The sequence below is a fragment of the Nocardia sp. NPDC004260 genome, from assembly GCF_053603155.1.
On sequence record NZ_JBSGEZ010000022.1, the window covers coordinates 23,208 to 47,781 of the forward strand.

Sequence of the window (24,574 nt, forward strand, 5' to 3'; positions counted from 1 at the left end):
GGAGCCGGTCAGCCCGGCGCGGGCGGCAGCAGCGAATCCATGCCGTGCCGTCGAGCGCCGAGTACTCGTTCGCAGTTCGCTCGCTCGACGTCGGCGGAGAACTGCTCGGTGTCCCGGCGCGCCCGCGCCGGAGTCGGCGTCGCCGATGAAACGGCCGCTACGTCCATGGGCTCTTTCTCGGTCATACCTCACGGTGACCGGAAATCTGTCCAGCCAGCAACAATAGTTGCCGATATGGCAAAGATCTGTGAGTGATCGCTCATTCCGGGGCAGATGACGGTACGCCCTCCGAGCCGGCGATCACCGCCGTTCTCGTGCTCTTTCTGTCCGCTGCGCGACCGACGAGGGGCGGGGCGCACACCCCGTTTCGTCCAGCTGTAGAAGCTACCGGGGGGTTTATCGACACAGAGCTGGGTAGACCGTCGGTGTCCCGATCGATGGCAGAAAGGTTCAGCGCGATGTCCCAACCCATCACCAGTACTTTGAACCCGGAGCAGCAGCGCGTCGCGGGAGAAACTCTCCAGGGGACGGTGGTCGACCTGATCGACCTGTCGCTGATCGCGAAGCAGGCGCACTGGAACGTGATCGGCTCCAACTTCCGTTCGGTGCACCTGGCGCTGGATGAATTGGTGACCGTGGCACGGGAGTTCACGGACTCGGCCGCGGAACGCGCCACCGCCGTGGGAGTCAGCCCGGACGGGCGCGCCGCGAGCGTGGCCGAGGATTCCGGCGCGATCGGCATCGGCGAGGGCTGGCAACAGGACACCGACGTCATCGACACGATCGTCGGCAACCTCGCCGCCGTGATCAAGCGGCTGCGTGAACGCATCGCGGCGACCGAGAAGGCCGATCCGGTGACCCAAGATCTGTTCCTGGCGATCGCGGCGCGGCTGGAGCAGTTGCACTGGATGTGGCAAGCGCAACTCGCCACGGTGTGATGCGGGTGATCACGTGCGCGTTCGGCGCGCTCGCCACCGAGACCGCCACGGTCACGGTGCGGATCCCCGCCGACGCGCGACACCTCGCCTTGATCCGCGCGATGACCGACACCGTGTGCCTGGTCGCCGAGGTTCCGCTCGACGCCGCCTCGGACATCCGCTTGGCGATCAACGAGGCCGTCACGATGCTGCTGGCGGACGCCATGCCGGGCTCCATGCTCGGCTGCGCGTTCACCTACGGCCTCGGCCGGATGAGCGTGCGTGTCGACGCCGTCGCCGTGGTCGGCGACGAGTTCCGCAGCGATCCGTTGAGCTGGGAACTCGTGCGGATGCTCACCCGCTCTCTGTCAATTTCCCGTGACCCTTTTGATTCCGAACTCGGCGGGTACCCGACCGTTATCGAATTCAGTTGGGAACGAGGACCATTTGATGACACGTGAGTTCACGACCGACGGAAATGGCACGGCGAGGCGCACCCGGGGTGACAGCTACGACAACATCGAGCCGTGGTTCGAGAAGATGGCCGCGATGGACGAGGGTGATCCGCACCGCGCGGCGCTGCGCGAGGAGGTGACCCGGCGTTGTCTTCCGCTCGCCGAGCACATCGCCAGGAAGTTCTCCGGCCGCGGCGAGAACTATGAGGACTTGCTGCAGATCGCCCGAGTCGGGCTGGTGCTCGCGGTGGACCGTTTCGACGTCTCGCGCGGCAGTTCCTTCCTCGGATTCGCGGTCCCCACCATCATGGGCGAGGTGCGCAGGCACTTCCGCGACAACACGTGGTCGCTGCGAGTGCCGCGCAGGCTCAAGGAGATCCAGCTGCGCGTCGGCCCGGTCACCGAGACGTTGTCGCATCGCCTCGGCCGGATGCCGACGGCCAGGGAGATCGCCGAGGAACTGGACGTCGACCTCGGTGAGGTGACGCAGGCGCTCATCGCGGGCAACGCCTACCAGGCCAATTCGCTGGACGCGGCAGGCCGAGAGGACGGCGACGGTGCGCCGCAGTCGCTCGCCGACACGCTGGGCTCCGAGGAACCGTGCTACGACCTGCTGGAGCAGGCGATGGCGGTGCGTCCGCTCATCGCCGAGTTGCCGCCGCGCGATCGGCAGGTGCTGGTCATGCGCTTCTACGAGTCGCGGACCCAGAGTCAGATCGCCGAAGAGCTGGGTGTGTCCCAGATGCAGGTGTCGCGCATTCTCGCCAGGATTCTCAAAGACCTGCGCGAACGCGCGCTCGGCCCGGAAGAACTCGTTTCGAGCGCGGCCTGAGTTCGCTCACGTGCGTGGACGGGCGGCCGCGCCGGTCATCGGTGCGGCGGAGACCTCGCCTGTCCAGCCGCAGGGCAGGGCGCAGCTGGCGATGATCTTGGTCTCCAGGTCACCGTTGTCGTAGCGCAGCGTGGTGCTCTCCGCGTAAGCGGGATATCCGCACGCTCGGCATTTGCCGAAGAAATCGAGGATCTCCTCGGCGCGGGCGTGCGCGATTCGTCGTGCGGGCTTGTCGTCCATAGCCTCTCCAGCCAGCGTGCGGTCCTGCCGAGCAGGCGTCTGTGACGTTAGGTCGGAGGTCGCCGCCCGGCGGGAGTTCGGATGATCGTTGGGCTGATTCACAGGTGCCGCGCGGGTGATTTGGGCCGGTTCCCAGGTTCAGGTGAATGCTGGGCAATCGCAGCGTATTTCCTGCGTATCGCTGGTAGTGGCGACGATGCCCTGGCTACTTGACCTCGCTTGTGACTGACGTTACAAAGGAGCTACCCGCCGACCCGAAGTTCTTCGAACCGGCCGACGAGAAGTGCACAAGTTGGTTACCGATGTCATCGACGTAGTCGCCGAATTCGCGATCGCCCGCAAGACCATCTGGGATCTGCTGCTCGAACCGCAGACATATCCGCGCATGTTCACCGGTATCGGCGCGTGCGAGCAGATCCAGTCCGCCGACGGCGATGTGGTCTGGCAGATGCGCGTCGGCACCTACGGGTCGGGCATACGCACCCACCAGATCCGGCTCAGCGTGGGCCGGTGGTACGAGAGCTTCGAGATGCAATACGCCGCACTGGGCAGCTTCGCGTCGGTGCGACTGCACGGAGACGAGGACCGCACCAAGGTCACTGTCACGTATTTCGCGCCGAGCCGGGTACACCCGCGGGTGGGTGAGCTGTCCAATATGGCGATCGGCGAGTGGACCAAGGCCGGACTGAAGCGGGTGGCCGACGTCGCCAAGGGCGCGCGGACCTCCTTGGTCGTCAACGGCGAGGATTCGCCGATCCGGCGCAACGCGGGTGTGGCGCGGCAGATGGTGGCCACCGGCGTGGTGTTGCCGGTTCGTTTCGATCGGAGTCTCAAACAGCTGCGCTCGCTGGCGAAATGGGGTTTCAACCTGGCGGGCGGATACGCCGCGGGCGCGGCGTACGCCCCGGAGCGGACCGCGATCATCGACGACCGCGGCACCCGGTCCTTCGCCGACATGCACGAGCGCACCAACGCGCTGGCCGCGGCGATGGCCGCGCACGACCTCGGCCCGGGCGACGCCATCGGCCTGCTGGCGCGCAACCACGCGGCCATGGTCGAATGCATGGTCGCCGCAGGCAAATTGGGTGTGGACGTGGCACTGCTGAACGCCGGGCTGGCGGGCCGCACCATCGAGGAGATCGTCCAGCGCGACCGTCTGTCGGCGCTGTTCGTCGACGGTGACCTCGAGGAGTTGGTGCGCTATCTGCACGCCGACATCCCGCGCTACAACACCGACGAGCGTCCGCCGGTACCCGACCGGACGACCGTGGACCAACTGGTGGCGGAGGGGCACACGACTTTCCGCACGCCTGCCCAGCCGGGACGGCTCGTCGTGCTCACCTCCGGGACCAGTGGGACGCCCAAGGGCGCGCGCAGGCCGCATCCGAAGGGCTTCGGGTCCATCGCGGCATTGCTGTCGCGCATCCCGATGCAGGTGAACGAGATCATGCTGATCCCGGCGCCGCTGTTCCACACCTGGGGGTTGGCCGGCCTGCAACTGAGCACCGCGCTGCGCGCGACCGTGGTGCTGCCCGAACGGTTCGACGCGGAGGACTGCCTGCGCCGCATCGCCGAGCATCGGGTCAACACGGTGATCGTCGTGCCGACCATGGTGCAGCGCATCCTCGACCTCCCCGCGCACGTGCGTGCTCGCTACGACACCTCCAGCCTGCGGCACATGATCAGCTGCGGTGCGCCACTGGCAGGCGCGACCGTCGAGCGGTTCATGGAGGCCTACGGCGACGTGCTCTACAACGTCTACGGATCCACCGAGGTCTCCTGGGCGACCATCGCGACCCCCGAGGACCTGCACACCTCGCCGACCACGGCGGGACGCCCGCCGCTGGGCACCAAGGTCGCCGTGCTCGGGCCGGACCACCGCAGACTCCCGATCGGCGCCACGGGACACATCTTCGTCGGCAACCACATGCTGTTCGACGGCTACGTCAACTCCGCGCCACCGGACGAGGCGCACGGCATGCTCGACACCGGCGACCTCGGCTACCTCGACGCCGCGGGCCGGTTGTTCGTCGCGGGACGAGACGACGAGATGATCATCTCCGGTGGCGAGAACGTCTTCCCGCGCCCGGTCGAGGAGGCGCTCGCGCACCTGCCGCAGGTCAGCGACGTCGCCGTGGTCGGTGTGCCGGACCACGAATTCGGCCAGCGGCTCGCGGCGTTCGTGGTGAAACGCGAAGGGTCCGGCCTGGATTCGGACATGGTGCGCACCTACATCCGCAACCGCTTGAGCCGCTTCTCGGTGCCGCGCGACGTCACCTTCCTCTCTGCGCTGCCGCGCGGCGACACCGGCAAGATACTCAAGCGTCTGCTGGCCGGTCCCGGCGCGGCCGAACCGGAGCTACCGCCGTCGATCAACGGTCTGGGCACCGCGGGATCGCCCTGACCGTCCGGCGGCAGCGCCCGGCGGTCAGTAGACGGTGTCCTCCAGGTCGGTCAACGCGGATTCCAGGTGATCGAGCAGCCTGGCCACGTCCGGCACGCTGCGGCGGCAAGCGACGATGCCGATGTCCAGGCTGTCGGCATTGCTGGTGAGGGTGATGTTCACCGCCTGCCCGTCGATCGGGATCGACAGCGGATAGCTGGCCGCGACGCGGGCTCCATTCCAGTACTGCGGTTCACGCGGTCCCGGAATATTGGAGATGACGATGTTGAACGGCGGGCTGGTCAGGGCGGCCGTGGCGGGAAGCAGCAGTGACAGGGCGAGGGGACTGAGCGTCAGCGCCGACAACGAGACCGCCTGGACGGGGGACAGCGCGCGGTAGATCTCTTTGCTGCGATGCATCGAGGAGCTGATCGCCGCCAGCCGCGCGGCCGGGTCGGGCAGGTCGGTGGCCAGATTGCACAGCAGTGCCGCCACGGCGTTGCCCCCGCCGTCACCGTCGTCGGAGTCGGGACGCAGCGAGACCGGCACCATGGCGATCAGCGGCTTGTCCGGCAAGGCGACGTGTTCGAGCAGGTAGGTGCGCAGCGCGCCCGCCGACATTGCCAGCACCACGTCGTTGAGCGTGGTGCCGGTCATCTTCTTGACCTGGCGGATCCGGTCCAGCGGCCACGAGCGGGCGGCGCAACGGCGGGCCCCGCCGATCGGGACGTTGAACATGGTGCGCGGTGCGGCGAAGGGCAGCGTCAACTGCTGCTCGAGCAGCGCGGTGCGGGCCAGGCGCAGGGCCGAAGGCGCCGAGCCCGCCGCGGCGAGCAGGGCGCGCGCTCGAGCGCCGAGCGTTTGCCTGTGCGGGGGATTCGGGCGGTGCCCGGTCGAAGGCGGGAGATGCCAGGGCACCAGCGCTTCGCCGGATTCCGGGTCGGTGGTGAGCGTTCGCTGCAACAGGCGCTGGGCGCCGACGCCGTCGATGAGGGCGTGGTGCATCTTGGCGTACAGGCCGACCCGATCGCCGGCGAGCCCTTCGACCAGATGCGCTTCCCACAGCGGCCGGTGCCGGTCGAGCAGGGTGCTGTGCAATCCCGCGGTCACCTCGGTCAGGGCGTCCAGGCCACCTGCTTCCGGCAGCGCCCACCGCTGGACGTGGTAGTCGAGCTCGACGGCGCTGTCCACGGTCCAGGCCAGCTGTGGAGTGCCGAACAGGCGAGCCGGGCGCTTGCGGAACGTGGGGTGGAAGTTCTGGTCGGCCGCCAGTGTGGCGTACGCGCGCCGGGCGAATTCGGGTCCGGTGCCCTCCACGGGGTCGAAGATGGACAGCGAACCGACGTGCATCGGATGCTCGCGTGATTCCGCGATGAGGAACAAGGCGTCCACCGGCGAGATGAATTCCATGGGCAGTTCCCTCCTGGCGACGCCGCGGCCTCGCCACGGTCTGGTTCCGGACGTGGGGACGGCCGCCGGACTGCTCATGGCGCTGGGAGATCTACGCCGGTCGAACGACGATCCGCCAACCGATGATTCGATGCCGAATCCGGACCGGCTGGGCGGTTCGTCGCGAAATTGTGCGCGCGGGCCTCAGGACAGGCGGCTGACCGGCCAATCCTGCGGCAGTGCGAGCCGTTCGCTGATCATGCTGATCGCGCTGTGCAGGGCCTGGATCTCATCGATGCCGCTGGCCAGCGACGCGCCCTGCTTGCTGATATGGAACCGGCACAGGTGCTGGCGCCGGTCGGCCGCCAGATACGGCCTGCCGATGATGATCGACAACGAGCTGTCGGCTTCGTAGAGGGTGCGGGCCGCGATGAGCGCCTGCGGCTCGTAGGCGACCGTCGTGGCGGCGCGCGAGGGACGGGTGGGCGCGGCGGGGAAGCCGGGGTCGGACGGCTCGGTCACCGCGAAGTGCGCGCCGTGGCTGTTGGCCTGCCGCAGCTCTTGGGCGATGTCCTGGAACGCGCGGTAGAGCGCGGCGATGGAATCGACGCCGTGCGCCCACCGTTCGCCGATTCCCTGGATGCGAAAACCGCACACCACACCGGTGTCACCCGGTGCCATCTGCGGTTTCCCCACCTCGATGGAGACCTCTCGCGTGGCATCGGAGACGGTTCGGGTGGCGATCACCTCCCTGATCCGCCGCCATCTCATGCTCGCGATCGCACCGCCGTGTTCGGATTCGCGCACTGCGGACGTGGTCGTGTCACCAGTGACCCGCGCCGGTATCGCTCTCATGATGTCTGGAGTACCCAAGTTGGACCCCCGTTTACCCTGCGGTTCGAGGTGACCTGGAACGCAGTGTGAAGACACGCCGTATCGGCAAAAGGGCTACCGGACGGTTAACGCGCCTCGCGTTTGGCAGGCTGTCGCCGAGGGTGTGATGGTGGGGCCGCGACGATGAGGAGGGGCGGACGAAGTGGTAACGATTGCGCAGTTGCGAGCGGTTCTGTCGATTTTGCGCGTCGACCCGGACGAGGTCGGCGCACGGGCGGGTGAGACGGGTCTGCACGGTCCGGACGCCGAACGTGTCCTACTGATCGGTTTGCTACACCGGATCGCGAGCAGCGAGCTGCGCGACGTCGTCACCACCACGATGGACGACGAGGAGGCCGCACGGGCCGCCGCGGTCAGCACCCTGCCGGTGAACGGGGAGAACCCCACCGAGCAGGCGCGTTTCGACGCACACTGGCTGCACGACCGTATCGGCGCGCTGGCGGCGGGCACCACCGTGGAACCGGTGCCGGTGCTGCTGGACGCCGCCGCGCGGTCGGCGGACGCGGCCGAGGTCCTGCTGCTGCTCAGCCGCAATCCCCGTGGCCACGACGCGGACACCAGATGGGAGCGTGCGCTCGACGATCTGGGACGCGCCTATCACTTGATCAACGACGAGCGCGTGGGTCGCTCGAACACGACGACCGCGCCGCTGTAGCGACGCGGTCGGTCGGAAGTCCGCCCGGCGGCGCGCTGCGCCGCCGGGATTCGGCTACTTGGTCTGGACCGGAGCGGTTTGGACGGGCTTGTCGGCGAAGCGGGTGGTGCCGTCGGCCGCCTGCAACGTGGTGAGCAGGTCGACACCCGCCACGACGAGCGTGGGGCCGCCGACCGCGATGGTTCCGAGGATGCCGCCGAGGCTCGCGCCGGTCAGCAGACCGGCCACGCAGCCGACGGCGATGGTGACCAGGCAGCCGATCGTGGCGCCGATCGCGGTGCCGACGAAACCGCCTATGGCGGTGGCGAGCCCGAACTGGCTGGCGAATTCGTCACGGGCGCGCTGGTTCTCGGTCATGGACGCGACCGGCTTGGCCACCAGTGGCTCGGTGATCGCGATGCCCTCCGGCCTGGACGGCTTCAGCTCGAGCACGGTGCTGTCCTTCTTCAGCTCCGGGCGGACCGGAATGGCGGTCCCCGCGATCCGGAAGTCGAGCGGCAACGTCATCGTGACGTGGCCGTCGCGGTCCCGGATGTCGACCACGTCGATCACTTGCGCGATGTCGGCCGGGGCGCCTGCGTGGTCGACGAGCACCCCGTTGCGATCGGTTAGTCGCGCGTTCTCGTCGCCCGCGGGCTGATCGCGCAGTGCCTTGGACAACTGGAAGGTTCCGCCCCGGAGCGCGGCGACCACCGACTGGTCGACGATCTTGGCCGAGTAGGTGATGTCGGGAGCGGGCTCGCCGTGGGCGACGCCCGCGGCGACGGTCAGCGAGCCGATGGCGAGTATCGCTGCCGCAGTGATGCCGCGGAGTTGCATGTTACGTCCATTCCTTCATCGGGTTCACCTGCGTCCAGCACGGCCGGACCCGCGCACTCCGGCGGCGCAAGGGCAGTCGTCTAGGGTCGCTGAGCAGCCTAGCAGCGCCCACAGCTACCGATGAGCGTTCCGGCTCGACCGGTCGGAGATATCGAAAAATTCTCCGACCGGCCGAGTTTCGGATCCGGCGCTCAGCGCGCCGTGGCCAGTTCGCCTGTCCGCTCGGCGCGCAGGATCGTCGCGCTGGTGCCGGGCGGCCATTCGAGTCCCGCGTCGAGCCGGTCGAGCACCTCGGTACCGGGCCGCGGATTGCGGGACCGCTCGATCTCGCTGATCACCTTGGCCGGCGGGCCGCCGTTGCTCGCCACATCAGCCTGGGTCCACTTCATCTCGCGCCGCCGCGCACGCACGCGGGTGGCGAGCCCGTCCAGATCGAGCACGATGGCCGTCTCGACCTCGTCCGGGGGCGGCGGCGCCGGTCGCGCCGGTGCGCCGCGCTCTTCCTGCTGGTGCTTCTCCCGCAGCATTCCGGCGGTGATCAGCCTGGACCGTTTCCGCCTACCCATCTTCGCCACACGCTCTCCCATCCTCGGTCGAGTCGATCGATTGCGTCGCACTGCTCCGGCGGGCGGGCGGCGCCCATCGCGCCGGGAACGCTGAACATCATGGGGGAGGGTGGCCGCGGACCTCGCTCGACGCGCCGGGTCAGTGCGGCCGGTCCTCCGGCTGGAGAATGAGCACCGGGATCTCGCGCTCGGTCCAGGATTGGTAGGTGTCGAAGTCCGCGTAGAGGGCTACGAGCAAGGGCCACAAGCGATTCTTCTCTTCCTGGCTCGCCACGCGGGCACGGACGCGTCGATGCTCGGCCCCGACCTGTACCCGGGTGACGGGATGCGCCAGGAGGTTGAAGTACCACTGGGGGTGATTCGGTAACCCGCCTTGCGAGGCGACCACCAGGGAACCGGCGACGAGCACCGTGGAGGAAACATGGAGCGGGTCAGCGGCAAAGTCGTTCTGGTGACCGGTGCGGGACGGGGGCAGGGGCGCAGTCACGCGGTCGCGCTGGCCGAGGAAGGCGCCGACATCATCGCCTTCGACATCTGCGCCGACATACCCAGCGCGCGTCGCTCAAATTGGGCCTGGCCTGAAGTGACGCGGAATGCGCCGCGTCACTTCAGGATGAGCAGCGCGGACCGCTCGATGCGGTCCGCGATGTCGGAATACGATTCGTAGCCCATCCCGGCGTGGACAAGCGCACCCGCGTAGAGCAATTCGAGCGATTTCAGAATATCCGCGTCGGGATTTCCGGACAGCGCGTGCGCGAGGCGGGTGCGAATTTCCAAGCCGATGCGCGTCCGCAAATGCTCGACGTCGGGGTCGCGGCCGAGCAGCGCGCTGGTGACCGCGCCGGACAATTCCGGTTCGTCGGCGACCAGCAACGCGATGCTGCGGAGTTCGGCGATCACCCGCACGGTGGCGTCCGGATCCTCGCTCACCGGGGATGGTTGTGCGCGCAGCCTGCGCCAGAAGATCTCCGCGACCAAGTGTTCCTTGGAGGAGAAATAGGTGTACGCGGTGGCGGTGCCGACCTTGGCGTTGGCGGCCACCATCCGGATGGTCATGCCGGCGAAACCCTCCCGGGAAAGCACTTCCAGCGCCGATCTGGTGAGCTTGTCGACGGTGTCGGCCTGCTTTCCGGACAAGCGCCGCCGCGTCGCTTCGACGGTTCTGGAATCGCTTTCGGACATGTGTCTAGATGGTAGTGTCGCCATTTCGTTCGAGCAACTTTCCTGCTCTCGTCCCGGCTCCACAGCGCCCGCATCGCCGCCAGGTATTCGCGCAGCACGGTGCGCCGCTTGTTCGCGGGTACTCCGTGATCGGCGAGTTCGTCGTTGTTCCAGCCGAATCCGGCCCCCAGCACCACCCGGCCACCGGAGGTAGCGGTCGTCGGGTAGCGACGCGTCGCCGGTCTGCGGGTGCGCCGCGTCGCGCGCGACCGGGATGTGGGTGTGCTCGGGGACGTAGAAGGAGGCGAAGCCCGCCTGCTCGGCCGCTCGGGCCGCCGCGGCGGGAGTGATGCCACGGTCGCTGGTGAACAGGACGATGCCGAATCGCATGGAAATCCTTGTCTGGTCGTTCGGCGAGCTGCCGTGCGCTCCCCGCGTGACGGCATCGGCGAAGGTGGCCGCGCGCTGCGAACCGCCGTGTCTGGACAGTTGTATGGAGCATAGTCCGATCGCCGGACGGCCTACAAGAACGTGTTCTTGATTCGAGGTGTGTATCGGTCGGGAGATCGGACGGCGGATTTTCTTCTCGCGAGATCGCTCGTTCGGGATTGTCCTGAAAAACTGACAGTGGTACCGTCCAGACAGATGTCCAGCTCTGTGTCTCTCTGAGGTGTCGCGTGGACGATCCTTGTTGAGAACTTGTTATCGAATTCGGAGTGTGGGCGATGACGGCTGTGGTGGGGCCGCTGGTGTTCGATCCGTATGACTACGGGTTTCATGAGGATCCGTATCCGACGTATCGGCGGCTGCGGGAGGAGGCGCCGCTGTACCACAACCCGGATCTGGGATTCTGGGCGTTGTCGCGGCACGGGGATGTGGTGGGCGCATTCCGCGACAGTGTGCGGCTGTCGAGCGCCAACGGAGTGTCGTTGGATCCGGCCGCCTGGGGTCCGCACGCGCATCGGGTGATGTCGTTTCTGGCGATGGACGATCCCCGGCATATGCGGATGCGGCGGTTGGTGTTCAAGGGGTTCACGCCGAAACGTGTCGCGGAGATGGAGGACCGGATCCGGGAGTTGACGCTGTCGTATCTGGAGCCCGCGTTGTCCGGTGCCGCGTTCGACTGGATCGATGAGGTGGCGGGCAAGTTGCCGATGGATGTGATCTCGGAGTTGATGGGGGTTCCGGTGGTGGATCGGGTGGAGATTCGGCGGTTGGCGGATCTGGTGGTGCACCGTGAGGACGGCGTATTGGACATCCCGATGGCCGCTGTCGAGGCATCGATCAAACTGCTCGGCTACTACACGGAGATGGTGGCCGAGCGTCGGCGCGCCCCGAAAGAGGATCTGACCTCGGCTTTGCTGGATGCGGAGATCGATGGTGACAGGCTCGCCGATGCGGAGATCATCGGTTTCCTGTTCTTGATGGTGGTGGCGGGCAATGAGACCACGACCAAATTGCTGGGTAATGCGTTGTATTGGGGTGCGCGTTATCCGGGGGAGTACGCGAGGGTCGTCGCGGATGCGGATCTGGTGTCCGGCTGGGTGGAGGAGACCCTGCGCTATGACACCTCCAGTCAGATGGTCGCCCGCACCGCGACCGAAGACCTCGCGTACCACGGCGGGGTGATTCCGGCGGGGGCGAAGGTGTTGTTGCTGATCGGTTCGGCCAACCGTGATCCGGCGGTGTTCGGCGACGGTGACAGTTTCCGCCTCGATCGTGCCGATCGGTCCGGGCTGGCCAGTTTCGGTGCGGGCGTGCATTTCTGCTTGGGGGCGCACCTGGCCCGTTTGGAAGCGACCGTCGCGCTGACCGAGTTCGCGTCCCGAGTGCGGTCCTACGACGTCCTCGAGTCCGGTATCGCCCGTGTTCATTCGTCCAATGTGCGTGGCTTCGCCCACCTACCCATCGCCGTGGAGACCCGATGAGCCGTCCATTCCAATGGATCCGCATGCCGGGATCGCCGCGCAGGCCCGTGCGGAGCCGCTCATGAGAATCCGCGCCGATCTCGATCTGTGCCAAGGACACGCGGTCTGTCAAGCCGAGGCTCCCGAGGTGTTCACGGTGCCCCGACGCGGGCAGGTCGAAATCCGGCACGAGGTACCGGACGCCGAACTCCGGCCCGCCGTGGCGGACGCGATCCGCTATTGCCCCACCCAAGCCCTGTCGATCGCCGACGAAGGCGCGACCGACTCCGCTCCGAAAGGTACCGACTGATGCCACGTTTCGACCGCGCCGAGCTCGACGAGATGATCCAGCGCTGGATCGTGGAGAACCAGCGCTGCGAGGAGAAGGGCGACTGGAAGCCCCTCGCGCAGATGTACACCGAGGACGCCACCTACGGCTGGAACTACGGACCCACCCAGGAATTCATGGCCGTCGGACGCGGCGAGATCCGGGAGCTGGCCCTCGGCCAGGAGATGGCCGGGCTGGAGGGCTGGACCTACCTGTACCAGGAATTCGTGGTCGACGACCGCACCGGCACCGTCATCGGGTTCTGGAAGCAGATCAGCGAGGCGACACGACCGGATGGGCGCAACTACTCGCCCGAGGGTATCGGCGGCAGCTGGTTCCGCTACGGCGGCGACTTCCAATGGTCCTGGCAGCGCGACTTCTTCGACTTCGGCAATGTCTCGGCGCTGTTCGTCGAGATGATCACCGACAAGGCGCTCACCCCGGGGATGCAGAAGCGCATCGAGCGCTCGGTCTCCGGCGCGCCGCTGCCCGGCTGGTATCGCGTCGGCGAATCGCCCGCCTCGCTGTGGTGACCGACATGGCCGGACCACAGAGCCGTTTCGCCGACCTGGACCGCGACACCCTGGCCGCGCTGCTGCCCGAACTGCTGCTGTGCGGGCACCTCATCGACCGCTCCGGCATGGCGCACTCGATCGCCGCGTTCGGCCGCGAGGGCATGACCGAGATCGCCATCGAGGAGTGGCAGGTGGCCAGCCCGGTCTACACCCGGCGCATGCAGCGGGCGCTCGGCTTCGCGGGTGACGGCGTGGAGACCATCTTCAAGGGACTGCAACTGGACATCGGCGCTCCACCGCAGTTCATGGACTTCCGTTTCCGGGTCGACGACCATCACCACGGCGAGTTCTGGCTCGACCACTGCGGTGCGCTCGCCGACGTGGAACCGATGGGCGAGGACTTCGTCGTGTCGATGTGCCACGACATCGAGGACCCGACCTTCGACGCGACCGCGCTGGCCACCAATCCGCATGCCCAGGTCCGGCCGATCCACCGCCCGCCCCGCCGTCCGGCCGATCGCGAGCCGGTGTGCGCGTGGACGGTCGTGATCGACCCCGCGCACGTACCGCCGCCGGTGCCCGCCAACGCCGACCTGGTCGCCGGGTCGGTGGCGGCCGGACTGGATCTGGCCGCGATCGACCCCGCCGACGAAGGGCGGCCGGACTACTCCGGCCCCTTGCTCAGCGATGTGCGTTTCGCGGATTTCTCCCGCTCCGCGCTGGTTCGGCTCGCCGACGAGGTATGTCTGCAACACCACCTGCTCACCCTGGGTTTCCTGATCGCGGTGCGCGCTCGGGTGGACGCCGACGCGGCGCTGGAGATCGGACGTAAACAGTTCGCGGGCATCGCCGGGCTCACCAGTGAACGCCTGCGCGATTGTCTCGGTCTCGGTGACGACGCCGCCGCGCTGGCGACGGTACTGCGGTTGCACCCCGCTCTGAATCCCCTGCCGTACACCGGAATCGAGATCGGGGCCGCCGGCGACACGGTCACGGTGACGTTCCCGGCCGCCAGTGGCGCGCACGCCGACGGCACGTGGCCTTCGATGCTCGACCCCGAGCACCTACAGCCGCTGAACGCCCTCGTCCGCGGCGTGAACCCGCGTTTCTCCGCCGAGGTCGTCGCCGCGGGCGAGGACGGCTGGCATGCCGCGATCACGCTGGGCGACACACCGTTCCGGGAGGCGACGGAGGTCGCGCTGACCCGGTTCAGCACCGGCGCGGCCTTCACCTTCACCGACCGGGGGATACCCCTTCCGCTCACCGTCGTCTGACCGCACCACCCAGAGATGGAACGACATGGCCAACAACTTCGCCGACCTCTTCGAGCACTCCGTGGACGCCATGCCCGAGCGGGTGGCTCTCATCCAGTCCGGCCGTCGCGTGACCTACCGCGAACTCGACATCCGCGCCAATCGGCTCGCACACCATCTGGCGAGCATCGGTGTGGGCGCGGGAACGCACGTGGGTTTCCAGATGCACAACAGCATCGAGACGATGGAGACGCTGATCGCGTGCTTCAAGCTCGCCGCCGTCCCGATCAACATCAATTACCGGTACGGCGTCGCCGAACTGGCCTACGTCTACGAGAACGCGGATCTCGAAGTGCTCGTGCACCACTCCTGTTACGGCGCCGCCGTCCGGGAGGCCGGGGAGCGAACGCCCGGATTGCGGCACATGATTCGCGTCGCCGACGAATTCTCGCCGGACCTGGACGATGTGGCGACGTCGTACGAGTCGGCCCTCGCCGCCGGAGCGACGGACCGTCCGGTGGTCGAACGCAGCGCCGACGACCTGTTCATGATGTACACCGGCGGGACGACCGGCATGCCGAAAGGCGTCATGTGGCGGCAGGAGGATATGTGGCGCGTCCTCGGCGGCGGCATCGACTTCTACACCGGTGAACCGGTCGCCGACGAGTTCCAGCAGTCCCGCACCGGCGCCCGGATCGATCCGAGCGCCTGGCTGGTGCTGCCGCCGCTGATCCACGCCGCCGCCATGATGCCCACCTTCACGGCGCTGTGGTCGGGCAACACCGTGATCTTCGAGTCCCGCTTCGACGCCGGACGCGTCTGGCGGACCGTCGCCGAGCAACGCCCGCAGGTCATGGTGATCACCGGCGACGCCATGGCCAGGCCGCTGATCGAGTCGTATCGGAGTGAACCGGTGGACGCCTCGTCGCTGCTGGCCATCGCCTCCGGCGCCGCGCTGTTGTCGCAACCGGTGAAGAACACGCTGCTGGAGACGTTCTCGTGGGCGGTGGTCTCGGACTCCATCGGATCGTCGGAGACCGGGTTCGGCGGTATCGGGTTCGCCCAGAAGGACGACGATCCGGCGCGCGGCCCCCGCGTGCGGACCGGCCGCGGTGCGGTGGTCGTGGACGACGACGGCCGCCCCGTCGCGCCCGGTTCGGAAGGCTGGCTGGCCAAGACCGGCAACGTGCCGATCGGTTACTACAAGGACCCCGGCAAGACCGAGAAACTGTTCAAGTCCGTCGACGGCGTGCGCATGGTCGTCACCGACGACCGGGCCCGCGCCGAGACCGACGGGTCGATCACGCTGATCGGCCGCGGCAACATGGTGATCAACACCGGCGGCGAGAAGGTGTTCGTCGAAGAGGTCGAAAGCGTGGTGAAAACCCACGCCGCGATCTTCGACGCGGTGGTGATCGGCGTGCCGCATGAGCGCTGGGGGCATCAGGTCGCCGCGGTGGTGTCGCTGTCCGGGCCGGTCGAATTCACCGCCCTGCACGCGCACGTGCGCAAGTTCCTGGCCGGATACAAAGTACCCAAACAGGTCTGGGTCGCCGACACCATCGTGCGCGCGCCGAGCGGCAAACCCGACTACCGGTGGGCCAAGCAGTACGTGGCCGGTCGAGGGCCCGACCACAAGGCGGACTGACATGATCCGGGTGATCCAATGGGCGACCGGCGGGGTCGGGCGGGCCGCCATCGAGGGCATTCTCGACCATCCCGAACTGGAACTGGCCGGAGCCTGGGTGCACAGCGCGGACAAGGACGGCATGGACCTGGGCGAGCTGGTCTGCCGCCCGCCGGTGGGGGTGCGCGCGACCACCGATGCCGACCGCTTGCTCGCCACGCCGGCCGACTGCGTGCTCTACAGCCCGTTCATGGCCGACGCCGCGACGGTGCGCGCGATCCTGCGGTCCGGCAAGAACGTCGTCACACCGCTGGGCTGGTTCCATCCGCGCCGCGCGGAGCGGGAACGGTACGACGAGCTGTGCCGAGCCGCCGGAGTCACCCTGCACGGGACCGGAATACATCCCGGCGGCATCACCGAGAAGATCCCGCTGGTGGTGTCGGCGCTCTCGGGGGCGATCACCACGGTGCGCGCCGAAGAGTTCTCCGACATCCGCACCTACGGCGCGCCCGAAGTAGTCCGGGACTGGATGCTGTTCGGCGCCACGCCGGAGCGGGCCGCGTCCAGCGTCATGGCGAACGTGCTCGCGGGCGGCTACAGCCAGTCGGTGTGGATGATCGCCGAAGCGCTGGGCATCGCGCTCGACGAGCGGTTGCGGGTGACGCACGACATGGCGGTGGCCACCGCGCCGATCGATTCGCCCATCGGCCCGATCGCGCCCGGGCGCGTCGCCGCGCAGCGCTTCCGCTGGGAAGGGACCGTTCGCGGTACTCCGGTGATCACGGCCGCGGTGAACTGGTTCATGGGCACCGAGAACCTCGACCCGCCTTGGACCTTCGGACCCATGGGGGAGCGATACGAGGTCGAGATCGTCGGCGATCCCGGCGCGACGGTGACCTTCACCGGTATGCACGCGCACAGCGCCGCCGCGGGTCTGGTGCGCAACCCCGGCATCGTCGCCACGGCCATGCACTGCGTGAACTCGATCCCCTACGTCGTCGCCGCCGAGCCGGGTGTGCGCACGTATCTCGAATTGCCGCTGGTCGCTGGTCGCGCCGCCGCATGGCTGCGCGACTGTGACGCGGCCTGCGCGTTGCCCGCCGAGGCCGATCCCGACGCCGCGCGGCGCACTTCGCCGCGCTGACCGGCTCGCATGTTTCATCTAGGAGGTAGCAATGGCGGCTCCGGCATTCCCGGTCGGATTCGATTTCACCGACCCGGCGCTGTGGGAGAACCGAAGTCCGGTCGCGGAATTCGCTCAGCTGCGACGGACCGCCCCGGTGTGGTGGAACGCGCAATCCGACGAGACGTCCGGTGGTTTCCACGACGGCGGCTACTGGGTGGTCAGCAAGCTCGCCGACATCAAGGAGATCTCCAAGCATCCGGAGCTGTTCTCCTCGGAGCGGAAAGGGGCCATCATCCGCCTGCCCGGCGACATCACGCCGGAACAGATGGCGCTCACCGGCGCTCTGCTGGTGAACATGGACCCGCCCAAGCACTCCAAGATCCGGCGGATCATATCCAAGGGCTTCACGCCGCGGGCGGTGGAGAACCTGCGCGCCGCGCTCACCGAGCGCGCCGAGCGGATCGTGCACGAGGCCAAGAAGTCCGGCGGCGGCGACTTCGTCGAGCAGGTCGCCTGCGAACTGCCGTTGCAGGCCATCGCCGAGCTGATCGGCGTGCCGCAGGAGGATCGAAAGAAGATCTTCGACTGGTCGAACCAGATGCTCAACTACGACGACCCCGAGTACGGCGATCCCGCGATGGCCTCGGCCGAAATCCTCGGTTACGCATGGCATATGGCCGAGCAGCGCCGTGCCTGCCCGGTGGGCGACATCGTGAGCGAGCTGGTGCACGCCGACGTCGACGGCGAGGCGCTCGGCTCCGACGAGTTCGGTTTCTTCGTCATCCTGCTCGCCGTGGCAGGCAACGAGACCACCCGCAACGCCATCACGCACGGGATGAAGGCGTTCGTCGATCACCCGGAACAGTGGGAGACCTACCGGCAGCAGCGTCCACGTACCGCGCCCGACGAGATCGTGCGATGGGCCACTCCGGTGACCGCCTTCCAGCGCACCGCGACGGAGGACCTGGAACTCGGCGGGCAGCGGATCCGGCAGGGTCAGCGGCTCGGATTGTTCTACAGCTCGGCGAATTTCGACGAGGAGGGCTTCGAGAATCCGTTCACGTTCGATGTCCTGCGCAATCCGAATCCGCACGTGGGTTTCGGCGGCACCGGCACGCACTACTGCGTCGGCGCGAACCTGGCCCGGCTGGAGATCGATCTGATGTTCAACGCCATCGCCGACGCGATGCCCGGCCTGCGGCAGGTGTCCGATCCGGTGCGGCTGCGGTCCGGGTGGATCAACGGCATCAAGAGCTGGCGGGTGCGCTACGAGTAGCTGCCGGGCGCGGGGTCCCCGTCACGCGACGGGGAGCTCTCGCGTGCCCGGCCACGTCGTCAGCTGTCGTCGTTCTTGCGGCGCCTGCGGTAACGAACGGTGCAGGGCTGCGCGAGCTGCACGACCATCTTGGAGTGGTCGTTGCGGTAGCTGTCCGACGGCTGGACCATCTCGAACTCCCAGTCCCGCAACAGCAGCGAGAAGATCGCCTTCAGCTGCATCAACGCGAACGCCGCGCCGACACAGCGGTGGCGGCCCGCGCCGAACGGAATCCAGGTCCAGCGATTGACGAGGTCGGCTTGGTTGGGATCGATATAACGTCCGGGATCGAAAGCGTCCGGGTCCGGGAAGTCCTCCGGGATCCGATTCGAGATCGCGGGAGTGGCGGCGACGTGATCGCCCGGCTCGATCCGATGACCGCAGACGTCGAATTCGCCGCGCGCCACCCGCATCAGGATGATCAGCGGTGGATGCAGGCGCAGCGTCTCCTTGAGCACGGATTCCAGCATCGGGATCTGGCGCAGCGCGCCGAAACTGATGTCCGAGCCGTCGGCGTAGAGCTCGTCGAGTTCGGTGACGACCCGGTCGAGCACCTCGGGGTGGCGCAGCATTTCGATGATCGTCCAGGCCGCCGTGCCGGAGGTGGTGTGATGGCCCGCGAACATCATGGAGATGAAGATGCCGGTGATCTCGCTGGCGCTGAAGCGCGGTTCGCCGTTGTCGCCCGGGATCGAGATGAGCACGTCGAGCATGTCCCGGTCGTCCTTGCCGGCCGGCGGGTCGGCGGCCCGGCGATCCATGATCCCCTGGACCAGTTCGACCAACTCGGCCCGCGCCTGATCGCGGCGGCGGAAACTCTCGATCGGAGCGTAGGGGTCGACGTAGGCCAGCGCGTCGGTGCCGCGTTCCAGGTCGTGGTAAAGGTGCGCGAAGCGGTCGTCGAGGTCGTTGCGGAACTTCACGCCGATCAGGCAGGCCGAGGAGGTGTAGATGGTCAGCTCGGCGAAGAAGTCGAGCAGGTCGATCTCGCCCTCGTCACCCCAGCGCGCCAGCATCCGCTCCACCTCACGGGCGATGGTGACGGCGTGCCCGCGCATGTGTTCGGCGCGCAGCGCCTGGTTGTGCAGCATCTCCTTGCGGCGTTCCGGGCTGGCGTCGAAGACGACGCCTTCGCCGAAGATCGGCTTCATGAAGGGGTAGGCGGCGGCCTGGTCGAGGTCGTCGTCGCCGGAGCGGAAGAAGAACTCGTTGGCCTCCGCACCCGACAGCAGGATGACCTGGCGCCCGGCCAGGTCGAACGAGCCGACGTCGCCGCACTCCGCGCGGACCCGGCGCATCAGCCCGATCGGGTCGACGCGGAACTCCTCCAGATGACCGTGCTCGTGGTCGCCTCCGGATACCCGCTGCGGTTTCACCAGAGTCATTGGAAATCCTTCCCCAGATAAGTGTCCAAGTTTTATGATGGACACGTGTCTGGACAGTACTACGGTTAGCGAGCCTCCGGCAAGACGCGGACCGCGACCGGCCTCGGCTGTCCGGGCCACAGGTGTGCGGCCGTCTGCGCACAGCCCGTGACGAGAAGTGATCGGTGGTTTCGAGGATGAGTTTCGGCAGCCGAGCCATGCTGACGACGTGGCGGTTGCTTCGGTTGAAAGTCGCCGGAGCGGCGCTGATCCTGTTCGTCGTCGCGGTGGTCGCGGTCGCCGCGTCGATGTACGCCGGACGCTTCCGCTCGACGGTGGCCGTCACCGTCGAGACGCCCCGCTCCGGCCTTGTGCTCGACACCGATGCCAAGGTGCGGATGCGCGGCGTGGAACTGGGCAAGGTCAGCGCCGTGGAGTTCCGGGGCGACCGGGCGCGTCTGCGCCTCACGCTGGATCCCGAACTGCTGCGGCTGGTGCCCGCCAACGCGACCGTGGACATCCGCTCGACCACCGTGTTCGGGGCCAAGTACGTGAATTTCGTGGTGCCGAGCGCTCCTTCGCCGACACCATTGCGCCCCGGCTCGACGATCCGCGCGGAATCGGTCACCGTCGAATACAACACGCTGTTCCAGCGTCTGAGCGATGTCCTGGCGAAGGTCGACCCAGCTGAACTCGACGCCACTCTTGCCGCCTTGGACACGGCGCTACAGGGGCGTGGCGACCGGCTGGGTGACCTGCTCGTTCGCACCGACGACCATCTGCGGCAAATCAACCCGAGCCTGCCCGCGCTGCGACGGGATCTGTCGTCGGCCGCGCAGGTCACCGGGCTCTACGCCGACACCACTCCCGACCTGCTCCGCGCGGCCGCCGACGTCACCGCGACCGGCGGGACGCTCGCCCAGGGCGCGGAAGACCTGGATGCCGTGCTGCTCAACCTCATCGGCCTGGCCGACACCGCCCGGTCGGCGCTGACGGAGAACGAGCAAGGGCTCACCGCTGTGCTCGAAACCCTGCGACCCACCAGCTCGCTGCTCGATACCTACTCACCCGTGCTGTATTGCGTGGTCACCGGCATCGCGAAAGCCCTTCCCGCGGCCGAGGCCATCATCGGTGGAATCAAACCCGGGGCCATCTTCAACGCGAGCTTCATGTACGGCGCCCAGCCCTACGAATATCCCGACGACCTGCCGAAGGTGAACGCGACCGGCGGGCCGCGTTGTGCCGGGATCCTCGATCGGGTTCCCGACAGCCACGCCGACTATGTGGTCACGGATACCAACGAAGGCGCGCCGTTCACTCCTTCCATGGCGGTCATACCGAGCGCGCCCAAGGTCTTCCAGATCCTCTTCGCCGGTATGCCCGGAGTGCCGCGCTAGTCGGCGGCCGCCGCCGGCCGTAGTCGAATTCGCCTTCGCCGAGGACCTCCGCGGCGATCGTCTCGGGCGAGGACGGGCTACCGCCCGCTCACCACTTATGGGCACCGGCTGATGGCGGTTTCCGGTGGGGGTTCGGTGGTCGTGCCTACCTCCGGTTCGGTCGCGGCTCGCAGGACGGTGTGCGGGTCGCCGTGGTCGGTCACCCGGCCGTCCCGCAGCAGCAGGCAGTAGTCCGCGCGCAGGGCGTCCTCGCGCCGGTGCGTGGCGTGCACGACCGTAACGCCGTGGGCTCCGACGTGGCGGACGGTGTCGGAGATCTCCTGCTGCGCGGACGAGTCCAGGCCGGTGGTCGGTTGGTCGAGCAGCAGGAGGTCCGACTCCTGGGCGAGTGCCTGTGCGAGCAGCGCCCGTTGGCGCTGGCCTCCGGAGAGGCTGTCGAGCCCGCGCTCGGCCAAGTCGGTGATGGCCATCCGGTCGAGGCACGCGCGGACGATGGCGCGATCACCGCGACGGACCACTGAAAGGATGAAGATGACGTTGTCGATGGGATGCACCAGGTGGCGCGGGATTACGCCGTGGGCGTTTCAGTGCGGCTGATGGCGCGCGGGATTTCGAGGGCGGCCAGTTTGTCGGGGTTGCGGATGCCGTAGCCGCTGACGATCTGGTCGTCGGCGATGTCGAACACGAGGACGGCTTCCAGTTTGTCGCCTATATAGCACGCGAGTGCCGGTTGACTGTTGCAGTTCACTGTCTCGATGCGTACTTCCGGTCGCCGCTGCGCGTATCTGAAGACCGCCATGAGAATCGCGCCCACTCGTTCGGCGCCGACCATGACCAGCTCCGGCAGTGCGGTCACCTTGCCGCCGCTGTCGGTGGTCCAGGTGATGTCCGGCGCGAGCAGCGACAGCAAGCCCTCCATGTCCCCGGTGCTCGCGGCCGTGATGAAGCGTTCGGTGACCGCGGCGGTTCGGACGGTGTCGACGGGGCCGTAGCGCTTGCGCCGGGAATGGACATGGTTGCGGGCGCGGCGGGCGGTCTGATGCACGGCGTCGACGGATTTCCCTGTTGCGGAGGCAATTTCGTCGTAGTCGAAGCCGAATACCTCACGCAGCACGAAAACCGCCCGCTCGGTGGGGGTGAGCGTTTCCAGCACGATCAGCATCCCCATCGAGACCGATTCGGTGAGTACCACATCGCTCGATGCGTCACCGTCGGTGAGCAGCAGCGGCTCGGGCAGCCACGGTCCGACGTACTCCTCGCGACGACTGGCGCTGGCCCGCAACGCATTCAGTGCCTGCCGCGTGACGAGCTGGGCCAGATAAGATTTCGTATCCCGGACCGTGGCCAGGTCCACCCGCCGCCACCGTAGATAGCTGTCCTGCAGCACGTCGTCGGCTTCGGTTGCCGAGCCCAGGATTTCGTAGACGATGGTGAACAGCAGCGGTCGCAGGTGAACGAAACGCTCGGTGTGCTCGTCGGTGGAGGTCATGGCTTCGGAACTCCCTGCGGCTCGGCTGCGCTCAGATCCTTACGCCTGCCCAAGCCCAGGAAGGTCGGGATCGCGCCGGGTTTGCGGGCTTCCTTGCGGATGGTCCCGATCGGGCCCGCGAGACCCACCCGCTCCTTGATCCACCCGGCCACACGCCCGCCGATGTACATCGGCACGGGTGTGTCGTCACGCCGGCTGAATTGCATCGCACCCGCGCGGCTACCCAAACCGACGGTGCAGGCGGTGAAGGCCACGTCCAGCACAGCGGGTTCGTCCCCGGCGATGCGGGCCAGTACATTGTCGGCGGCCTGCGCGCCCAAGGGTTGGGCGGCATAGCAGCTCATCCGCAGCGGGCGGCCCGAGGGCGCGACCGCGTCCCCGGCGGCGACGATGCGTTCGTCATCGATACTGGTCAACGTCTCGTCGGTCAGCAGCCGGCCCAGGTCATCGGTGCGCAGCCCACTGCGTGCCGCCAGTTCGGGCACCCCGAATCCGGCGGTCCAGATCGTGATCGCACCGGGCAGCGCCGCGCCGTCGGTCAGGACGACCCCGTCGCGCCGCACCTCGCCCACCCGCGCGTGCTCACGCACCTCTACTCCATTCTCGGACAACCACTTCACCACCGACCGCCGGGCCGGATTCGAGAAGTTCGCCGCCAACTTACCGCCACCCACCAGTGTCACGGTACGGCCCTGCTCCACGAGTTCGGCGGCGGTCTCGATGCCGGTGAGCCCGCCGCCGACGACGACAATCGGCGCCTGGACCGGCACGTCCGCCAGCGCCGCGCGTAGCCGCTGGGCGTGTTCGAATTCGGCGATCGGGTAGGCGAATTCGGTGGCACCGGGCACCGACGCCGGCACCGCGGCGGTGCTGCCGACCGCGTAGACCACGTAGTCGTAGTCGAGCGCGCGCCCCGAACCCAGTTCCACCCGGCGGGCGGCGGTCTCGATGCGGATGGCATGATCGACGATCATCCGCACCCCGGCGCCGAGTAGCGTGTCGTAGTCGATGGCAGCCTCATGGGTACCGGCCACGAACTGGTGCAACCGCATGCGCTCGACGAACCGCGGACGCGGATTGACCAGTGTGATCTCGACATCGCGACGCAGCTGCAGCCGATTGGCCGCCACGGCACCGGCGTAACCGCCGCCGATCACAACCACTTTGGTGATGGCATTGAAATCAGTCATGCCCTCCAGACACGCCACATCGTCCAGATCTGACACGAAGTGACAGTCGTCACGTTCGCGGCCCGTCGCCAGCCCGCCGAGATCGTCGGCTCGTGTACCGGTGGAGTGCACGAAAATCGACAATCCAGGGTGGCCTGCGGGTCCGCTCAGCGCAGGTATCGCGCCGCCGATCTGGAACATGTGCACTCGGAGGATGACGGCTTCCGGCGGCCCCCGGCCTCGCCGCAGGGCGGTCCGATGACGGATGCAGAACAACAGACGTCGACGCTGCGGGTTCGGCACTGGTCGCCCGGCTGGGGCGCTGTCGAGATTCACGCCCGCCAAATCGAGCGGTGTTGATATTCGCGACCAAGGTGGTGCCGAGATTCGCGACCAGAACCGGACGCCGCGGCGACAACGCGCGATCCCGCTGGTCGCGCCCGAGGGAATCGCGTCGGGACAGGTTAGGTCGACCGGATGCCGCTGCGGCACGAGCCGGATGCCTCCAAGGCCGAGTGGTTCACCGAGCGTCGTGATCCATGGGCGCAACTGTGTTCGATCGGGCCGAGCGGGTTCGCGTGGTTCGTGCGACCGAGAACGACCTGCCCTGGACCGGCATCATGTGCAGCGCCGCGCTGATCGAGGCCTTGCGGGACGACGCGGAACTGGACGTCGAGGAGACCGTGCCGTCGGGCGATCGGCCCTACTGGCGGGAGGGCACGTGAACGCTTCGTAGCCGTTGAGGCGCGATCCCCGGCACGACCGCCGCTACG

At 67.7% G+C, this 24,574-nt stretch carries 25 protein-coding genes and 3 pseudogenes; 15 read left to right on the top strand and 13 right to left on the bottom strand.

Annotated elements, in window-relative coordinates; genetic code table 11:
• Positions 1-8 precede the first annotated feature (8 nt).
• Complete coding sequence (locus ACWEO7_RS15265; RefSeq protein ID WP_452423807.1) at positions 9-185, bottom strand: hypothetical protein; 177 nt, start codon at positions 183-185, stop codon at positions 9-11.
• A 273-nt stretch (positions 186-458) separates the two neighbouring features.
• Here ACWEO7_RS15265 and ACWEO7_RS15270 point away from each other — a divergent pair, with 273 nt between their 5' ends.
• From ACWEO7_RS15270 to ACWEO7_RS15280, 3 genes are read left to right on the top strand one after another with little or no spacing between them, the layout of a single operon-like run.
• On the top strand, positions 459-938 hold the full coding sequence (locus ACWEO7_RS15270) for a Dps family protein (protein WP_450021355.1): 480 nt from the start codon (positions 459-461) through the stop codon (positions 936-938).
• Positions 938-1,378 (top strand): anti-sigma factor, encoded by a 441-nt coding sequence (locus tag ACWEO7_RS15275; RefSeq protein ID WP_452423809.1) that lies wholly within the window; start codon positions 938-940, stop codon positions 1,376-1,378. Before ACWEO7_RS15270 ends, ACWEO7_RS15275 begins: the two co-directional genes overlap by 1 nt.
• The gene (locus ACWEO7_RS15280; protein ID WP_450021359.1) at positions 1,368-2,204 is read left to right on the top strand and encodes an RNA polymerase sigma factor SigF; all 837 of its coding nucleotides are present in this window, start codon (positions 1,368-1,370) and stop codon (positions 2,202-2,204) included. Before ACWEO7_RS15275 ends, ACWEO7_RS15280 begins: the two co-directional genes overlap by 11 nt.
• 6 nt (positions 2,205-2,210) lie before the next feature.
• Here the strand turns inward: ACWEO7_RS15280 and ACWEO7_RS15285 are convergent, their stop codons facing one another.
• Entirely contained in the window at positions 2,211-2,444 is a 234-nt protein-coding gene (locus tag ACWEO7_RS15285; protein WP_452423811.1) for a hypothetical protein, read from the bottom strand.
• A gap of 292 nt (positions 2,445-2,736) precedes the next feature.
• Between ACWEO7_RS15285 and ACWEO7_RS15290 the strand changes: the two genes are divergently transcribed.
• Positions 2,737-4,848 (top strand): AMP-binding protein, encoded by a 2,112-nt coding sequence (locus ACWEO7_RS15290; protein WP_452423814.1) that lies wholly within the window; start codon positions 2,737-2,739, stop codon positions 4,846-4,848.
• Between the two features lie 24 nt (positions 4,849-4,872).
• Here the strand turns inward: ACWEO7_RS15290 and ACWEO7_RS15295 are convergent, their stop codons facing one another.
• Together ACWEO7_RS15295 and ACWEO7_RS15300 are read right to left on the bottom strand one after the other, a co-directional pair.
• Complete coding sequence (locus ACWEO7_RS15295; protein ID WP_452423816.1) at positions 4,873-6,237, bottom strand: WS/DGAT/MGAT family O-acyltransferase; 1,365 nt, start codon at positions 6,235-6,237, stop codon at positions 4,873-4,875.
• Positions 6,238-6,420: 183 nt separating this feature from the next.
• A complete protein-coding gene (locus tag ACWEO7_RS15300) occupies positions 6,421-7,071 on the bottom strand; it encodes a DUF6968 family protein (RefSeq protein WP_452423818.1) in 651 nt (216 codons plus the stop codon).
• 181 nt (positions 7,072-7,252) lie between these two features.
• On the opposite strand from ACWEO7_RS15300, the gene ACWEO7_RS15305 reads away from it, so the two are divergent.
• A complete protein-coding gene (locus tag ACWEO7_RS15305; protein ID WP_452423819.1) occupies positions 7,253-7,765 on the top strand; it encodes a hypothetical protein in 513 nt (170 codons plus the stop codon).
• Positions 7,766-7,819: 54 nt separating this feature from the next.
• Here the strand turns inward: ACWEO7_RS15305 and ACWEO7_RS15310 are convergent, their stop codons facing one another.
• The 3 genes and pseudogenes from ACWEO7_RS15310 to ACWEO7_RS15320 form a co-directional block, all read right to left on the bottom strand.
• Positions 7,820-8,584, bottom strand: coding sequence for a hypothetical protein (locus tag ACWEO7_RS15310; RefSeq protein ID WP_452423821.1), 765 nt, complete (start codon positions 8,582-8,584; stop codon positions 7,820-7,822).
• A gap of 191 nt (positions 8,585-8,775) precedes the next feature.
• Positions 8,776-9,159, bottom strand: coding sequence for a hypothetical protein (locus ACWEO7_RS15315; RefSeq protein WP_452423823.1), 384 nt, complete (start codon positions 9,157-9,159; stop codon positions 8,776-8,778).
• Positions 9,160-9,289: 130 nt separating this feature from the next.
• Positions 9,290-9,541: pseudogene (locus ACWEO7_RS15320) on the bottom strand (nitroreductase/quinone reductase family protein); the annotation flags it as partial.
• Between the two features lie 30 nt (positions 9,542-9,571).
• Between ACWEO7_RS15320 and ACWEO7_RS15325 the strand changes: the two are divergent.
• A pseudogene (locus tag ACWEO7_RS15325) lies at positions 9,572-9,703 on the top strand (SDR family mycofactocin-dependent oxidoreductase); the annotation flags it as partial.
• Between the two features lie 50 nt (positions 9,704-9,753).
• Here ACWEO7_RS15325 and ACWEO7_RS15330 read toward each other — a convergent pair.
• Positions 9,754-10,332, bottom strand: coding sequence for a TetR/AcrR family transcriptional regulator (locus tag ACWEO7_RS15330; RefSeq protein WP_452423824.1), 579 nt, complete (start codon positions 10,330-10,332; stop codon positions 9,754-9,756).
• Positions 10,299-10,701, bottom strand: a pseudogene (locus ACWEO7_RS15335) (LLM class flavin-dependent oxidoreductase); the annotation flags it as partial. The gene ACWEO7_RS15330 and the pseudogene ACWEO7_RS15335, both read right to left, overlap by 34 nt.
• Positions 10,702-11,036: 335 nt before the next feature.
• Here ACWEO7_RS15335 and ACWEO7_RS15340 point away from each other — a divergent pair.
• The 7 genes from ACWEO7_RS15340 to ACWEO7_RS15370 all read left to right on the top strand — a co-directional run bounded on the left by ACWEO7_RS15340 (position 11,037) and on the right by ACWEO7_RS15370 (position 18,343).
• Positions 11,037-12,239, top strand: coding sequence for a cytochrome P450 (locus ACWEO7_RS15340; protein ID WP_452423826.1), 1,203 nt, complete (start codon positions 11,037-11,039; stop codon positions 12,237-12,239).
• A gap of 61 nt (positions 12,240-12,300) precedes the next feature.
• Positions 12,301-12,528 carry a ferredoxin gene (locus tag ACWEO7_RS15345; RefSeq protein ID WP_452423828.1) on the top strand — a complete coding sequence of 76 codons (228 nt, stop codon included), beginning with the start codon at positions 12,301-12,303 and terminating at the stop codon, positions 12,526-12,528.
• Complete coding sequence (locus ACWEO7_RS15350; protein ID WP_452423830.1) at positions 12,528-13,079, top strand: nuclear transport factor 2 family protein; 552 nt, start codon at positions 12,528-12,530, stop codon at positions 13,077-13,079. Before ACWEO7_RS15345 ends, ACWEO7_RS15350 begins: the two co-directional genes overlap by 1 nt.
• A 5-nt stretch (positions 13,080-13,084) precedes the next feature.
• Complete coding sequence (locus ACWEO7_RS15355) at positions 13,085-14,335, top strand: hypothetical protein (RefSeq protein WP_452423831.1); 1,251 nt, start codon at positions 13,085-13,087, stop codon at positions 14,333-14,335.
• Positions 14,336-14,360: 25 nt separating this feature from the next.
• Complete coding sequence (locus ACWEO7_RS15360; protein WP_452423833.1) at positions 14,361-15,962, top strand: acyl-CoA synthetase; 1,602 nt, start codon at positions 14,361-14,363, stop codon at positions 15,960-15,962.
• A 1-nt stretch (position 15,963) separates the two neighbouring features.
• Positions 15,964-17,085, top strand: coding sequence for an NAD(P)H-dependent amine dehydrogenase family protein (locus tag ACWEO7_RS15365; RefSeq protein ID WP_452423834.1), 1,122 nt, complete (start codon positions 15,964-15,966; stop codon positions 17,083-17,085).
• Positions 17,086-17,116: 31 nt separating this feature from the next.
• The gene (locus ACWEO7_RS15370) at positions 17,117-18,343 is read left to right on the top strand and encodes a cytochrome P450 (protein WP_452423836.1); all 1,227 of its coding nucleotides are present in this window, start codon (positions 17,117-17,119) and stop codon (positions 18,341-18,343) included.
• Between the two features lie 59 nt (positions 18,344-18,402).
• On the opposite strand, the gene ACWEO7_RS15375 is transcribed toward ACWEO7_RS15370, so the two are convergent.
• Positions 18,403-19,767 carry a cytochrome P450 gene (locus ACWEO7_RS15375; protein WP_452423838.1) on the bottom strand — a complete coding sequence of 455 codons (1,365 nt, stop codon included), beginning with the start codon at positions 19,765-19,767 and terminating at the stop codon, positions 18,403-18,405.
• Between the two features lie 176 nt (positions 19,768-19,943).
• On the opposite strand from ACWEO7_RS15375, the gene ACWEO7_RS15380 reads away from it, so the two are divergent.
• The gene (locus ACWEO7_RS15380) at positions 19,944-21,143 is read left to right on the top strand and encodes an MCE family protein (RefSeq protein WP_452423840.1); all 1,200 of its coding nucleotides are present in this window, start codon (positions 19,944-19,946) and stop codon (positions 21,141-21,143) included.
• A gap of 95 nt (positions 21,144-21,238) precedes the next feature.
• Here ACWEO7_RS15380 and ACWEO7_RS15385 read toward each other — a convergent pair whose 3' ends face one another.
• Genes ACWEO7_RS15385 through ACWEO7_RS15395 form a run of 3 tightly spaced genes read right to left on the bottom strand, consistent with a single transcriptional unit; the run spans position 21,239 to position 23,822 of the window.
• Positions 21,239-21,697: an ATP-binding cassette domain-containing protein gene (locus ACWEO7_RS15385; protein ID WP_452423842.1), complete on the bottom strand. Its 459-nt coding sequence runs from the start codon at positions 21,695-21,697 to the stop codon at positions 21,239-21,241.
• Positions 21,698-21,711: 14 nt separating this feature from the next.
• Complete coding sequence (sigJ, locus tag ACWEO7_RS15390; RefSeq protein WP_452423844.1) at positions 21,712-22,632, bottom strand: RNA polymerase sigma factor SigJ; 921 nt, start codon at positions 22,630-22,632, stop codon at positions 21,712-21,714.
• Complete coding sequence (locus ACWEO7_RS15395) at positions 22,629-23,822, bottom strand: NAD(P)/FAD-dependent oxidoreductase (protein ID WP_452423923.1); 1,194 nt, start codon at positions 23,820-23,822, stop codon at positions 22,629-22,631. Before ACWEO7_RS15395 ends, sigJ begins: the two co-directional genes overlap by 4 nt.
• Positions 23,823-24,340: 518 nt before the next feature.
• Here ACWEO7_RS15395 and ACWEO7_RS15400 point away from each other — a divergent pair.
• Positions 24,341-24,526 (top strand): hypothetical protein, encoded by a 186-nt coding sequence (locus ACWEO7_RS15400; RefSeq protein ID WP_452423845.1) that lies wholly within the window; start codon positions 24,341-24,343, stop codon positions 24,524-24,526.
• The last annotated feature ends 48 nt before the right edge of the window (positions 24,527-24,574 follow it).

Excerpts from the sequence above, each read along its gene's own strand:
- ACWEO7_RS15365 (WP_452423834.1), top strand. The coding sequence starts at position 15,964 with ATGATCCGGGTGATCCAATGGGCGACCGGCGGGGTCGGGCGGGCCGCC.
- ACWEO7_RS15330 (WP_452423824.1), bottom strand. The coding sequence starts at position 10,332 with ATGTCCGAAAGCGATTCCAGAACCGTCGAAGCGACGCGGCGGCGCTTG.
- ACWEO7_RS15360 (WP_452423833.1), top strand. The coding sequence starts at position 14,361 with ATGGCCAACAACTTCGCCGACCTCTTCGAGCACTCCGTGGACGCCATG.
- ACWEO7_RS15400 (WP_452423845.1), top strand. The coding sequence starts at position 24,341 with ATGGGCGCAACTGTGTTCGATCGGGCCGAGCGGGTTCGCGTGGTTCGT.
- sigJ (WP_452423844.1), bottom strand. The coding sequence starts at position 22,632 with ATGACCTCCACCGACGAGCACACCGAGCGTTTCGTTCACCTGCGACCG.
- ACWEO7_RS15300 (WP_452423818.1), bottom strand. The coding sequence starts at position 7,071 with ATGAGAGCGATACCGGCGCGGGTCACTGGTGACACGACCACGTCCGCA.
- ACWEO7_RS15375 (WP_452423838.1), bottom strand. The coding sequence starts at position 19,767 with ATGACTCTGGTGAAACCGCAGCGGGTATCCGGAGGCGACCACGAGCAC.
- ACWEO7_RS15395 (WP_452423923.1), bottom strand. The coding sequence starts at position 23,822 with ATGACTGATTTCAATGCCATCACCAAAGTGGTTGTGATCGGCGGCGGT.
- ACWEO7_RS15345 (WP_452423828.1), top strand. The coding sequence starts at position 12,301 with ATGAGAATCCGCGCCGATCTCGATCTGTGCCAAGGACACGCGGTCTGT.
- ACWEO7_RS15285 (WP_452423811.1), bottom strand. The coding sequence starts at position 2,444 with ATGGACGACAAGCCCGCACGACGAATCGCGCACGCCCGCGCCGAGGAG.
- ACWEO7_RS15265 (WP_452423807.1), bottom strand. The coding sequence starts at position 185 with ATGACCGAGAAAGAGCCCATGGACGTAGCGGCCGTTTCATCGGCGACG.
- ACWEO7_RS15295 (WP_452423816.1), bottom strand. The coding sequence starts at position 6,237 with ATGGAATTCATCTCGCCGGTGGACGCCTTGTTCCTCATCGCGGAATCA.
- ACWEO7_RS15350 (WP_452423830.1), top strand. The coding sequence starts at position 12,528 with ATGCCACGTTTCGACCGCGCCGAGCTCGACGAGATGATCCAGCGCTGG.
- ACWEO7_RS15310 (WP_452423821.1), bottom strand. The coding sequence starts at position 8,584 with ATGCAACTCCGCGGCATCACTGCGGCAGCGATACTCGCCATCGGCTCG.
- ACWEO7_RS15380 (WP_452423840.1), top strand. The coding sequence starts at position 19,944 with ATGAGTTTCGGCAGCCGAGCCATGCTGACGACGTGGCGGTTGCTTCGG.
- ACWEO7_RS15370 (WP_452423836.1), top strand. The coding sequence starts at position 17,117 with ATGGCGGCTCCGGCATTCCCGGTCGGATTCGATTTCACCGACCCGGCG.
- ACWEO7_RS15355 (WP_452423831.1), top strand. The coding sequence starts at position 13,085 with ATGGCCGGACCACAGAGCCGTTTCGCCGACCTGGACCGCGACACCCTG.
- ACWEO7_RS15340 (WP_452423826.1), top strand. The coding sequence starts at position 11,037 with ATGACGGCTGTGGTGGGGCCGCTGGTGTTCGATCCGTATGACTACGGG.
- ACWEO7_RS15275 (WP_452423809.1), top strand. The coding sequence starts at position 938 with ATGCGGGTGATCACGTGCGCGTTCGGCGCGCTCGCCACCGAGACCGCC.
- ACWEO7_RS15280 (WP_450021359.1), top strand. The coding sequence starts at position 1,368 with ATGACACGTGAGTTCACGACCGACGGAAATGGCACGGCGAGGCGCACC.
- ACWEO7_RS15270 (WP_450021355.1), top strand. The coding sequence starts at position 459 with ATGTCCCAACCCATCACCAGTACTTTGAACCCGGAGCAGCAGCGCGTC.